This is a genomic window from Pseudorhodobacter sp. W20_MBD10_FR17, from assembly GCF_052119765.1.
GTDB lineage: Bacteria > Pseudomonadota > Alphaproteobacteria > Rhodobacterales > Rhodobacteraceae > Pseudorhodobacter.
The window spans coordinates 1-11,919 of record NZ_JBGQOQ010000058.1 but is presented as its reverse complement, the minus strand read 5'-3'; the positions used below and the strand labels follow the sequence as shown (position 1 = coordinate 11,919).

Annotated in this window: 9 protein-coding genes and 4 pseudogenes; 5 read left to right on the top strand and 8 right to left on the bottom strand. The window is 56.1% G+C overall.

Annotated features, from left to right (window positions below; translation table 11 throughout):
- Window positions 1–63: 63 nt before the first annotated feature.
- Window positions 64–366, top strand: coding sequence for a hypothetical protein (locus ACEN2J_RS19580; RefSeq protein WP_442108273.1), 303 nt, complete (start codon window positions 64–66; stop codon window positions 364–366).
- Window positions 367–584: 218 nt separating this feature from the next.
- A pseudogene (locus tag ACEN2J_RS19575) lies at window positions 585–815 on the top strand (IS5 family transposase); the annotation flags it as partial.
- A gap of 70 nt (window positions 816–885) precedes the next feature.
- Here the strand turns inward: ACEN2J_RS19575 and speB are convergent.
- Together speB and ACEN2J_RS19565 are read right to left on the bottom strand one after the other, a co-directional pair.
- Window positions 886–1,842, bottom strand: a complete 957-nt coding sequence (gene speB, locus ACEN2J_RS19570; RefSeq protein ID WP_442108271.1) for an agmatinase — start codon at window positions 1,840–1,842, stop codon at window positions 886–888.
- A gap of 249 nt (window positions 1,843–2,091) precedes the next feature.
- Window positions 2,092–2,301, bottom strand: a complete 210-nt coding sequence (locus tag ACEN2J_RS19565) for a hypothetical protein (RefSeq protein WP_442108269.1) — start codon at window positions 2,299–2,301, stop codon at window positions 2,092–2,094.
- A gap of 860 nt (window positions 2,302–3,161) precedes the next feature.
- Here ACEN2J_RS19565 and ACEN2J_RS19560 point away from each other — a divergent pair.
- Window positions 3,162–4,931 carry a hypothetical protein gene (locus ACEN2J_RS19560; protein WP_442108267.1) on the top strand — a complete coding sequence of 590 codons (1,770 nt, stop codon included), beginning with the start codon at window positions 3,162–3,164 and terminating at the stop codon, window positions 4,929–4,931.
- 307 nt (window positions 4,932–5,238) lie between these two features.
- Here the strand turns inward: ACEN2J_RS19560 and ACEN2J_RS19555 are convergent, their stop codons facing one another.
- The 4 genes from ACEN2J_RS19555 to ACEN2J_RS19540 all read right to left on the bottom strand — a co-directional run bounded on the left by ACEN2J_RS19555 (window position 5,239) and on the right by ACEN2J_RS19540 (window position 8,129).
- Window positions 5,239–5,949 carry a hypothetical protein gene (locus ACEN2J_RS19555; RefSeq protein WP_442108265.1) on the bottom strand — a complete coding sequence of 237 codons (711 nt, stop codon included), beginning with the start codon at window positions 5,947–5,949 and terminating at the stop codon, window positions 5,239–5,241.
- A gap of 8 nt (window positions 5,950–5,957) precedes the next feature.
- The gene (locus ACEN2J_RS19550) at window positions 5,958–6,326 is read right to left on the bottom strand and encodes a hypothetical protein (protein WP_442108263.1); all 369 of its coding nucleotides are present in this window, start codon (window positions 6,324–6,326) and stop codon (window positions 5,958–5,960) included.
- Between the two features lie 126 nt (window positions 6,327–6,452).
- The gene (locus ACEN2J_RS19545; protein ID WP_442108261.1) at window positions 6,453–6,689 is read right to left on the bottom strand and encodes a hypothetical protein; all 237 of its coding nucleotides are present in this window, start codon (window positions 6,687–6,689) and stop codon (window positions 6,453–6,455) included.
- 1,092 nt (window positions 6,690–7,781) lie between these two features.
- Complete coding sequence (locus ACEN2J_RS19540) at window positions 7,782–8,129, bottom strand: hypothetical protein (RefSeq protein ID WP_442108259.1); 348 nt, start codon at window positions 8,127–8,129, stop codon at window positions 7,782–7,784.
- A gap of 487 nt (window positions 8,130–8,616) precedes the next feature.
- On the opposite strand from ACEN2J_RS19540, the pseudogene ACEN2J_RS19535 reads away from it, so the two are divergent.
- Window positions 8,617–9,852 (top strand): annotated as a pseudogene (locus ACEN2J_RS19535) (N-6 DNA methylase); the annotation flags it as partial.
- A 6-nt stretch (window positions 9,853–9,858) separates the two neighbouring features.
- Window positions 9,859–9,999 (top strand): annotated as a pseudogene (locus ACEN2J_RS19530) (integrase core domain-containing protein); the annotation flags it as partial.
- Window positions 10,000–10,011: 12 nt separating this feature from the next.
- On the opposite strand, the pseudogene tnpC reads toward ACEN2J_RS19530, so the two are convergent.
- Both tnpC and tnpB read right to left on the bottom strand, forming a co-directional pair.
- Window positions 10,012–11,460 (bottom strand): annotated as a pseudogene (tnpC, locus tag ACEN2J_RS19525) (IS66 family transposase).
- 116 nt (window positions 11,461–11,576) lie between these two features.
- Window positions 11,577–11,858, bottom strand: a complete 282-nt coding sequence (tnpB, locus tag ACEN2J_RS19520; RefSeq protein WP_442108257.1) for an IS66 family insertion sequence element accessory protein TnpB — start codon at window positions 11,856–11,858, stop codon at window positions 11,577–11,579.
- Window positions 11,859–11,919 lie beyond the last annotated feature (61 nt).

Here is an 11,919-nt window from a genome sequence, read left to right as displayed (position 1 = left end):
CACTAATGACGTCATTAAACACGTGTATTAGATCAAAGCCCCAAGCTCAGGCAGGCGGTGCCAATGGGGTGGTTACGCACTAAGATCCGCAACCTCTCATCCGCATTGCAAGACCCCGCCCTCAAGATGGAGGCCACCGAGGCGCTGCGCGGGTTGATCTCCGAGGTGCGTATGATCCCTGACGCAGACGCGCCGAACGGTCATCGCATTGAACTTGCGGGGGAATTATCTGGGATTTTATCATTGGGGGATGTGGATACGACAAAGCCCGCAACAAGTGCGGGCCTTAGGTCGGAAACGATGGTTGCGGGAGCTCGATTTGGACACTATTTCACAAATCTTGTTAAAGTGCGCATTGGGCGGTGACGCCGATTGCTGCCCTTATCCTGCGTGACGAAGTGCTGCCCGAGCGGATCCCGACAGCAGCGCTGATGGTGGTGTCAGACAAATGCGAACCGGTCAGGTCATATTTAATATCTTTGTATTCTTTAGTTAAGAGGGTACTTTCAGAAGCATATAAATGTCCTGCGCCCGAAACGCGCGATACAATGGTTTCATCCTGAAACAGATGACCGGCAAGACCTGACTGTTATATCGCCGAGATCGCAGCCCGCGGGCGGATGGCCTGGCAGAAAACCACTGGCTACAGTCAACGCAGCCGAGGTGAAACTCTCATGAGCCGCTGGAAGGCTGTTATCGGGCCTAAGCTAAAGGCGCGCAACTTCGAAAATCAGAAAACAGAAGCCAGGATTGGTGTCCGCGTTCTCAACCAGATGACTGGACTTGGACGCCCGTATTTCGAACGCATCGCCTGAATTCCGTCTCGGGGAGGGCTCGTTTCGAGCTCCAGCTGATCCATGCAACAACGCGGGTTTCTACCGGCATCTACTCTCGTTCGTGCAAAATTCGTCCAATCAGGTTCATCAGCAATTGCGCAGCAAGGGTCGACGTGGAGCCAGATTGATCGTAGTCTGGGGCGACTTCGACCAGATCGACGCCGATGATGTTTCCGCGTTTCGTTAGGCCCGCAAGAATCTCTAACACCTCGTAATAGATAAATCCGCCATGGCTAGGCGTGCCGGTTCCCGGCGCGATTGACGGGTCGAAGGCGTCGATATCGATCGTGACGTAATACCGCGTATTTGCCGGAATACGTTCAAGCATCGCCTCAACGCCCATCTTACGAACCTGACGAACCGATTGAATATCAGACCCCATTGCACGCGCATCATCGTAGCCGTCTTTCGCGGTAGACGAGACATTGCGAATGCCGATCTGGCTCAGGCCTGTGACATAAGGCTTTTCCGCCGCGCGGCGCATCGGGTTGCCATGGCCGTATCTGACGCCGTGGCGTTCGTCGACGAAATCGAGATGGGCATCGATCTGCACCACATGGAATGGCTCCTGATCGTCAAAGGCGTTGATGCAGGGGATATTGATCGAATGATCTCCTCCCAAAACAACCGGAAGCGCGCCCGCCGCCAAAATCTTGCGAACGCCGTATTCGATGTTGGCATGGCTTCGTTCTGTGTCCGTATGCACGATGTCCGCATCACCGATATCGACGATAGTGACTTTGGCAGGATCCAGATAGGTCACGTCATCTTCGTGATCGTAAGCCCCGGCATGACCAAACGCGAACAGCGTCGATGCCTCGCGGATCGCCCGCGGCCCCATCCGTGCGCCCGAGCGCCACTGGCACCCGAAATCATACGGCGCGCCCATCACGGCGACGTCTGCCTTTATGGCATCCCAATCTTCCACGTAGCGGTATTTGCCGAAGGTGCAGATGCCGACGAATGGCAGATTAAGACGACCGGATTCATACCCGTGTTTTGACATGTTTTATTCCTTCAAAGCAGACGAGGCTGTTGCACTAATTGCCTGTTATCTGGGATCATGTTTACGAAAGGATCTTTCATATGTCGACTAAACAGTCGTTCAAACGCCAGACTATCCCGCCACTTCCGTGGCAAACTGTTTCACTGCCGTTCTTACAGTACTTTGAGTCTCCAATAATCATCACCTCTGGCATTTTGATATTTAGTTTTCCCAGATTATTCCGCAGTGCAATACAGGTTGCTGTGTGCCTCAGGCTGCTTTCGGGTTGCGTTTAAAAAACATTTTCTTCCACCCGGCAACGCTCGCCTCATCCAAGTAGAGCAGCCCCGAGACATCTTCCGTGCTCAGGCCGTCCGCCAGAAGGAGCAGGGCATTCGCCATGCGGGCCTGAATCAGCTCTGGAGATTTGGCGTTCAGGGTTTTTAACAACGTGTCGCGTTCAGTCTCTGAAAGGAACATATTTGAGTCGGTTCTTTGTTGATTAAGCGGCCTCTCTGACATGCGGCTTCGGTCGAGGCAACCTACCCCACACGGTCAGGACCGGAACCGCTTCACAGGAGGAAGCTGGTATGGAAAACGGTTCTGTCGCAATGGCCTTGCCACGGTTTAGTTCCGGTCTGGACCTGTCGCGGTTTGATGCCGCTCCTCAAATAGCATTTACGGCAACAAAGCATATGAACTATGGGACTTAAACGGACGAACGATTTCCGCCAACTGCAATGCTCGATAGTCCTTTAAGAACCACGCAGGATGCCTATGGTATGCTTATGAAATCATTGGCTCCCTCTTCCTCGTCGTCTCCTTCAATGCATCCCCACCTGATCGCTTCAGGGCTTGGCCTTGCCTCAAGGGAGGAATTGGCCGGGCTATGCGCTCTACTTGAGACAGTAAGCCTAGCAGGCGCGGCAGTCGGCGTCGGTGCCGACTTGCTGCAACGGATCGGTTCGGAAATTGAAACCGCCGCAGTGCGGGTTCAGTCTGCTGCCGCAACACTCCAAAGTTCTGATATCCCTGACGATGTTTTGCGACATAGACTTTGGCAAGGCCTATCAAATGGCTTGGAGACAGGAAATTCTTTACCGCTTTCGGAGCGGAGATTGGCCCAAGTGGCTGCCGCTCTCGGGGTGAGGGCGTCGCAAATTTTGTCGCCAAGCTTGCGCGCAACGGATGAGCTAAACCACAGGAAAGATGCCGGACGCAATACTTATCGTGAACGTATCGAAGATAAGATGCGCGCGATATATAATGACCCCAAGTCTATTTGGCAGTCATCTCCGCCTCTTTCGTTTCCTGAAATCGTTGCTCGGCAGCTGGCCTCCATGCTCGACACGATTGACCTGGGCGAAAACCAAGGCAAGTTCGATCCCGACATCGCGCGAGCCATGCAAAAAGGCGGAAATCAGGCCTGGGCCGGCATTACCGCTGCTGGCGGTTGGGTCGGGTTGGCGGCGGCTGTAAACAGTGCTGGCTTTGCCCCGTATATTCTTGCCGCGCAGGCATCTGCCTTTATCCCATTGATGGGTGGCCCCGCAGTTGTCTCATTGCTGGCCGTGTTGGTTAATCCCGTCACGATTATGGCCGGTCTGGTTGCCTTGGGTGGATTTGGTGGAAATCGTCTGAACCAAACGATCAAAGCGCAGATCTCAGCGAGCATTGTGGTTCTCCTCGCGATGCGCGGGCTTGCCGATCCCAGTGCTGGGCTGGGGCGCACTAGCACTGCCTTCCGGCATTTGAGTGCAGCTGGCCAGCGCAAGCCTGAACATTTGAAGATGCCCGAATGGACTGCGATGAAATCCCTGACGGCACGCGTGGAAGCGGAAATCGGGCGCAGAATGCCCGATGCACCAGGACGTGAACCCGAGAACTGGGGCACGGCATCAGAAATACCAAATCACAACACGATTTCTGGCGAGACCGAGGCCATCGTCGGACTGACCGCAGCAGAGATGCTGTATCATGCAATGTCCATCGACCCGAGAGTGCTCGCTGCGGCAGATTTTTGGCGGACAGCTGATCTTTCCAATCAAATTGAGTTTGCAACACATGCGACAGAGTTTGCGGTTCACGGCGCAGATATCGCGCTAAGAGGGTTCACGGCCGAACAGATGGTGCTTGGGAACCTCCTCGCCAAAGGCCATCACGTCACCTTGCCAGACAGCAGCGCCAACCCCGGATTTGATCTGATTGTGGATGGGCAAGAGGTTCAAGTGAAGTGCGGCGAAGGGCTTTCCCTACTAAGCGAACATTTTGAAAAATACCCTGACATTCCTGTTATCGCGAATGCGGAGCTTGTCGGGTTGATCTCTGACCAGCCTTGGGCGGGACTGGTGACAGCACTTGATGGGTTTGAGCTGGGCATCGTTGAGGACATAACGGCTAGTTCTGTCGCAGCTGGGATTGAGCTGGCATCTGTCGATGCGATGGCCACTGCAATCGGAGCTGGAGCAATCCGTGGTGCCGTAGCCGTTTTGAAAGGCGAGATTTCAGCCGGGGCTTTGCCAGCCTGGCTTGTTGTCGATACCGCATTGCGGGGCACCCTTGTGACGGTGGGCAGTAAGGCCGGAGCGATTTTGGGACTTGTGACAATCGGTCCAGCAGGGGCTTTGATTTTAGGACCTATCATGGGCGCGTCGACCCTGTTCGGACTGGATGGCGCAAAGGCCATGATCGACGGCAGGATCAATAAAGGGTGGTATGACGAGATGTTCGCGGCATCAGAGGCGTTAAGGGTTGTCGCACAGCGAGATTTAAAAGCGCGGATCGCCCTACTTGCGCATCGACGCGACAACGCCTTTAGACCCAACCGCAGGCTGCCAGATGACCTCACCACATGGTTGGATGAGCGCGCAGCCGATGATGCTATCGCCGCGTCAGAAGACCTTATGGATCTTGATGCACAGGTAAAAACAATTGTTGAAGCAATGTGCCTTGATGTCTTGGCCGCTCGGTCAACCCCAGCAAGCCCCGATGTATTGCGGGCGCGACGTCTCCTGCAAAACATACTTTCGCATAAACCAGGGCCTCTTGACGGCACCAAAGGTAGGCTGGAAGGGCTATGGCAACGCGGAAAAGGCTTCGCTCGCTTTTGATATAAATGGCGTGTGTAACCACTTCTTGTGCTCATGTTCGACTCGCACCTCTCATATCAGCCACTACTTGGGTTAATTCTGGGACAGAATTCTTCATCCCCTACAAAACTATTTATCCGCATCCTCTATACCAATTGACCTGCCCCCAAAGCTCCCTCATTCATAACCCAAGTTTGCGGATTTACATGCCCACTCTTTTCGGCAACGCCCCCACATCCCCGCGCGGAGACCCTGTCTCTGTGTGGTAGATTTCAGCCATAGGGCCTCCGCGAAAGTTTGGGCAAACCTGGGGCTCTTATCCATGCTTTCAACCGGGCTCGGGGCCGCCTCCTGCCTCCTCTTCCGAGAGCTCGGCGGCATTTTCTGAAACTGGCACAGGGCTTTCAGGCACAACAACCTGCATCTGCCCCTCCGCGTCCAAAATGCACAGCGTAAAGTCCGTAGATGGCCCTATCAGCGACCTGAGCCTGTTCCATTGGCTTTGAACCGCCAGATCCAACGCCAGCGGATCAGCCACGACCAGCATACACCCTGAAAACTGCCCCGCATGGCATGCTTCGGATATTTTTATTCGGTTTTCGTTGGTTGAGATGACCGATGCCATCATCAGCTTCGCCTCAAACGAGGCAACGCCCACAAGATAAGCCTCGCATTGTTTGAGTATCTCTGGGCCATCGGCAAGAACAAGAATACGGGGTTTGCGGGCATTCGTGGGCCTTTTAACTGCGCCATCATCTTGGCCCGCCTGAATGACCTGTTGATCCTGTTTCACCGACCCGATCCCAAGCATGTCCTTGACCGTGGCAATGATCCTCTTCAACAATTTTGGATGATCCATCCGCGAAGCCAGCACAGTGGTTTTGGAGATCTCAAGTGCCCCTACCCCGGGAAGATCAACCGAAAGTGTAAACGCCGATCCGGGAAGGGCTATGGGTTGCATCGTGAACCGCACATCCGGTGCGGCTTGGGTCAGCGCCTCACGGACGGCCCTGACCAGCCAAAGCCTGCTCCCGGTCATGACTGGTATCAGGCGCTGCCGGACATCCACGCGGTCATTTGGGTTAAGCCTGCCAAGATCCGCGTTGAAACCTCCGTCTGCCGCCTCATCTGCGCTTCCACGCCTGATAGGCGCTGTTCCAGCCCAATCAGCGTGCCCGAGGGCCCGAATACCTTCTCCTGCATTTCCATGGTCTGCTGCAAGCCCGCGACCACCCATGTCAGCTGCTGGATCAATTCCTCCAGTCGTTGCCCCGCCCCGGAGGTCTGCCCTGACGCGCTGGACAACAACAGCATCAGCGGCTCGATCAGCCGGACCAGAGTTTGCGTCTGGGCGAGGAGTTGTTGGATATCTTTTTCCGAGAGAGTCAGAGATGAGATAGGTTCTGATGGTTGCATTTAGCTTTTCCTGTTTGAGTTTGAGGGATTGCATTGACGCGATCAGCGGTGCCGGAATGAGGCTGTCCATTTGGTCCAGACCGATGAATGCGCAATAATGGTGGCCGATCCACCGAACGGCCGTGATTAGCTTTGTGGCGAGGGTCCGAAGTTGTTGGGCGGCAAACTGCCCCCCAAAAGCTGTGACAGGCCCTCTATGAATTGGTCCGCCGGCACCTGCCCCGCCGTCAGTCCAGCGACTTTGGCCTCCAGATCCGCTATTTGAGCCTGCATTTCTGCGGTCTGCTGCACGTGCTGGCGTTTCATGGTCTCTATTGTGTCGAAGAGGAGTTTCCCCATCGGGCTGAGGCTGTGCGGTTTCATAAGTTGCTCCTATTTGAGGTTGAGGGTCCATGTTCAGAAAGTGACGGCCAGGTATGGTCGTATTGGTCGCCGCTTGGCCCGAAAGCCACAGATGCGGGTCAAACAAGCATGGGGGCCAAGCGCCCTGCCCATAGCGGCTGACGTTGAAGTCCGCGCAGCGTTGCCATTCCTTTAGCAAGCGGTCCGGGGCGGTCTGCATGACCTTTTGGCGGGCCTGCATGGCAGCGTCCGGCGCGACAATGGTCCCATCAAAGTCATCTCGGCACAAAAGTCCCCGCAGGCGAAGTCGCTGGCTTGGCACCGTGCCCTGCGCTGGCCCCATGGTGATACTCTCGGCATCCATCCGCAGCACATCCCAGCCGATGCCCTGCCCCCAGTCCTGCAGGCAAGCCAACACATCAGACCGACATTTGATCTCCCCCTTATGCGCGGCGGCAACCAAGGCTGCCTCGATCCGATCAAAATCATCTTGCACCAAAATTGCGCCATCCCGCGCCGCTTGGGCCGCCCGCTTGCGCCGCCACGAGGTACTGGTGACCAGCTGCTTTCGACGCGGATCCTCCGGATCAGCGAAGCCAAATCTCAGGTTCACCAGATCTCGAAACGCGATCAGACGCGCGCGGGCAGCCGGCCCCGGCGGCTCCGGATTGTAGGCACGTAGCATCCCATCCGGTTTCAGGATCGCTTGCGGAACCGCAAAATTAACCTCAAGGCGCCCAGCATGGGTATGGGTTGCAAAGATGACATGAGGCCGAGCAAATTCCGGAATTCCGGGAAACAGGACCTCTTTGAAAAGATCAATGATCGCCGCCACCTTGCCGCGAAGGTCTGGATCGCCCGCATTGAAACGAACCTGATCAATATCCGAAGTCGCAAAAGACAGCACCCCGGATCGATAACGCCCCTGCGATGTCAGGGCGCGAACCGTGGCCTGAAAAATATCCGGATTTCCAATCAGCAACTCCGGAACCGGGTTTCGAGGTTGTGCTGCCCGCGCCGATTTGCCCCGCCGGGGCCGCGGCGATAGGAAATAATGAATTACCCCAATCTCTCCGGATGGGTCATCAGAATGGTATTTTGAGAAGCCGTCGATCATGCAAGTTCACCTTGCGCCATGGCCTCCGGATCAAGCGGCATAAGGTCGTCAATCAAATCAAGCTGCCGGTTTGGAAAAGCCGCCAGCAACAGGGCCCGCTCCACGCACAACAAGGCCATGACCAGATCAAAATCGGTTGCCAATCCCGGCCCCCGGATTGCGGCGGCAATATCGTCGAGCGCCTTGGAGGCCGCGGTGAGCGCATTCACAACCTCCGCCCGACGATAAGATCTTTGTGCAGGAACGCCCTCTTTCCGGAAATACCCCCCAAGGACAAAGGCAGAGTAAGTTAGCCCCGATGCCTTCGCCCCCGTTTGAATTGCCTGTTTTTCCGCAAAGGTCATTGAGATCGTCATCGTCGTCGCGCTGTTTTCGACATCGGTTTTCTTGGGGCGTGCCATGAGGGGTCCTGAGTTTATTTAACAAAGCGAGGAACCTTGTTGTTCATGGTCAGGCTATGAGGGGGGTGAGAAAATCCAAAACCGGATTCAGAAGATTTTCTTGCAAAAAGGAGAGTTCTCACGCGCTCGTGAAGAGTTTCTCAAAAATGGCAGGTCTTGATCGGAAAAATGGGCAAGATACTGATCCAAATAATTTTTGTTATAGTTTTTCCAAAAGTGAATATTACGGAAATCCCTATTTCTATTTTGTGGGAGACGGGCCCGATACCAGCCCTCCCACTCAGAGGATCATCCCAACCGCCTTGCCCTGCGCTACGGTTAAAGGCTCTCAATAAACCTGTGCCGCCATACCAATCGGGTCTGTCATCCGCACCCAAGAAAACGTATCTCTAGATAAAATTAGGATAATCCGAAGCCGAGGGGGCAATCCATGGCCATTAAGAAAAGCGATATTTATCGGTCTCTTTGGGAAAGCTGCGATCAGCTTCGGGGCGGCATGGATGCCTCACTCTATAAGGATTACATTCTCACCCTGCTGTTTGTGAAATACGTCTCTGACAGGGCAGGCCAATCCGATGCGCTGATCGAGGTTCCGCAAGGTGCATCTTTTACAGACATGAAAGCCTTACGCGGGGCAAAGAACATCGGCGAGGGGATGGATATGATCATCGCCCGCATCGCCGAGGAGAACGATCTGAGCGGGGTGATCGACCGGGCCTTTTTCAACGATCCGGAAAAGTTCGGGCGTGGGGCCAAGATGATCAGCACCCTCACAACGCTGATCAACATCTTCAGCCGGGAAGAGCTGAACTTCTCGAACAACCGCGCCGATGGCGATGACATCCTTGGCGATGCCTATGAATACCTGATGCGGAACTTCGCCACCGAGGCGGGCAAAAGCAAAGGGCAATTCTACACCCCTGCAGAGGTGTCGCGCGTGGTTGCGGCCGTGGCCGGTGTCAGCCGCGCCAACAGCCCCAAGCAATCGGTCTATGATCCAACCTGCGGCTCCGGGTCTTTGTTGCTCAAGGCGGCAGAGATGGCCCCCGTCTCCATCTCGATCTTCGGGCAGGAAATGGACATTGCCACTCGTGGCCTCGCGCGGATGAACATGATCATGCACAACCGCGAGACGGCTGAGATCGCGCAAGGCGATGTAATAGCCGATCCGCATTTTCTGGCGGGCAGCCAAGCCCTCCAGACCTTTGACTTCGTCGTCGCCAACCCGCCCTTTTCGTCCAAAGCCTGGGCCTCGGGCCTGACCGAAGATACGAAATACGGCCGCTTTGATGATGGGGAACCCCCCGCCAAAAATGGGGATTTCGCATTCCTTCTGCACATCCTTGCCTCCATGAAGGCCACCCGCTCAGGTGCGGTCATCCTGCCCCACGGCGTTTTGTTCCGCGGCAACGCTGAATCCCGCCTACGCGAAAAGATCCTCAAACGCGGTTACATCAAGGGCATCATCGGCTTGCCCGCCAACCTGTTTTATGGCACCGGCATCCCTGCCTCGATCATCGTGCTCGACAAATCCGGGGCCTGCGCAAACCGCCCCCTATTCATGATCGACGCCTCCAAGGGCTTCATCAAGGACGGCAACAAGAACCGCCTGCGCGCCCGTGACATCCACAAGATCACCGATGCCTTCACCCGCGCGGAAACTATCCCCGGCTACACGTTACGCGAGGCCCAGGTCCTGATCGAGCGCTGGCGTCACCATTACAATACAGTCAGGCCCCACAGCGCCTTGGGCTATCGTCCACCGGCGACGGAAAGCATGATGCCGATAGACCAGAGGCCCACCATGCACTAAAGCCTTTCTAATTTAACCTGAGGCATACTCGGCGGCCAGAAAGTAGTTCCAGCACTCCTGTGGGGAGTACATTTCGCAGATGTCGCCGATGGCGACCGCGTTCATCTTGCAGGTTTCGATCAGCGACGCGATGACGCCCCAGTTAGCGGCCCCGGCATCATGACCTGCGAATAGCGCGTTTTTGCGGTTCAGGGCGATGGGGCGAATGGTGCGTTCGACGGTGTTATTATCGATCTCGATGTGGCCATCTGTCAGGAACCGGCCCAAGCCGTCGCGGTATTTCGCGATATAGGCCAATGCCTCACCGAGGGGCGATTTGGCGGAAGCGCGGGCGCGGTAATGGCGCAGCCAATCATCAATGCGGGCAAGAATTGGGGCTGAACGTTCCCGCCGTGTAGCAAGACGGCTATCGGCATCGGCGCCCTTGATTTCGGCCTCGATAGTATAGAGCTCGCGGATGAGGTTCACACCTTCCTCGGCAATTGGCGCGGGGCCGGTGCGTGTGATCTCGATTAGCTTGCGGCGGGCGTGGGCCCAACAATAGGCCAGTTGAATGCCGGGGCCGATCCGGTCGGGTGCAATCAGCCGGTTGTATCCGGCATAGCCGTCGACTTGTAAGATGCCGCCAAAGCCCTGCAATATCCGTTCTGTATGCAGCCCGCCTCGACCGGGCGCGTGCCCAGAAGTAGCCGGTCTTGGTCTTCTTGGAACCTAGGTCGAGCACCGGGGCACGGGTCTCGTCTGTCACCCGGCAGGCGATTGCGCAGCAATCGGCCGAGAGGGCATGAACAGCTTTGTTGACCTTTTCAGGTCTGCCATGAGGGCGTCGAAGACAGGGCGCAGCTCAAAAGCGGCGCGGCCCACCCAATCTGCAAGGGTGGAACGATCGAGATTAACACCCTGGCGGCTGTAGATCTGAGCTTGGCGATACAGGGGCAAGTGGTCAGCATATTTGCTGACAAGAACATGGGCCACCGTCGCCTCGGTCGGCATACCGCCCGAGATCAGCCGTGCTGGGGCCGGAGCCTGCACCACGCCATCGGTGCAAGAGCGGCAGGCGTATTTTGGGCGACGGGTCACGATGACACGGAACTGGGCGGGGATGATGTCCAGCCGTTCTGACACATCTTCGCCGATGCAATGCAGGCAGCCACCACAAGCGCAGGTCAGGCTTGCGGGCTCAATCACCTCTTCAATACGCGCTAAGTGTTTTGGAAGCGCCCCGCGATTGGTTGTGCGCTGCTTGGCGGGACGTTTCGCCGCGCGATCCTCTGCATCCTCTTCGGCATGGATCGCGGCAATCGCGGTTTCCAGATCCTCAAGCGCCAGTTCAAACTGCTCAGGATCACTCTTTTCCGATCGCCGCCCAAAAGCCGCATGCTTGAAGGCCGCGACCAGCTTTTCCAGCCGTTCGATGCGCTCGTCCTTGCGAAGATCGCGCGCATCTGCCGCAATCAACATCGCCTTCAGCGCAGCAATTTCTTCAAGTAAATCAGCGGTATTTGGCATGCTCCATGCTTACCAAAACGTTGCCGCCAATGCTCGCGGAAACCACCACCTGAGTCATCCTGCCGCAGTCATTCCACGGCCTCGGGCGCACGCGCCTCAATGGCGCGAACACGTCGCCAATCCAACCCGGCAAACAGCGCCTCGAACTGCGCGTGGTTCAACATCATCAGCCCATCTTTCACGGCGGGCCATGTAAACGTATGTTCTTCTAGCCGCTTGTAGGCCATCACCAGCCCGGTTCCGTCCCAATATAGCAACTTCAACCGGTCTGCCTTCTTGGCGCGGAACACAAAAACAGTCCCCGTGAATGGATCTTTCGTAAGCGTTCTCGGGTCCTTGCAGTTACCCATAAGTGTCTGGCGGCGACGTTGCGATGCGGGCTCCCTCGACGAGATCGGCTAGGCGTGAGAA

Bases quoted from the DNA above. Each gene is read 5' to 3' on its own strand.
- ACEN2J_RS19580 (WP_442108273.1), top strand. From the start codon at position 64: ATGGGGTGGTTACGCACTAAGATCCGCAACCTCTCATCCGCATTGCAA.
- speB (WP_442108271.1), bottom strand. From the start codon at position 1,842: ATGTCAAAACACGGGTATGAATCCGGTCGTCTTAATCTGCCATTCGTC.
- ACEN2J_RS19565 (WP_442108269.1), bottom strand. From the start codon at position 2,301: ATGTTCCTTTCAGAGACTGAACGCGACACGTTGTTAAAAACCCTGAAC.
- ACEN2J_RS19560 (WP_442108267.1), top strand. From the start codon at position 3,162: ATGCTCGACACGATTGACCTGGGCGAAAACCAAGGCAAGTTCGATCCC.
- ACEN2J_RS19555 (WP_442108265.1), bottom strand. From the start codon at position 5,949: ATGACCGGGAGCAGGCTTTGGCTGGTCAGGGCCGTCCGTGAGGCGCTG.
- ACEN2J_RS19550 (WP_442108263.1), bottom strand. From the start codon at position 6,326: ATGCAACCATCAGAACCTATCTCATCTCTGACTCTCTCGGAAAAAGAT.
- ACEN2J_RS19545 (WP_442108261.1), bottom strand. From the start codon at position 6,689: ATGAAACCGCACAGCCTCAGCCCGATGGGGAAACTCCTCTTCGACACA.
- ACEN2J_RS19540 (WP_442108259.1), bottom strand. From the start codon at position 8,129: ATGACCTTTGCGGAAAAACAGGCAATTCAAACGGGGGCGAAGGCATCG.
- tnpB (WP_442108257.1), bottom strand. From the start codon at position 11,858: ATGGGTAACTGCAAGGACCCGAGAACGCTTACGAAAGATCCATTCACG.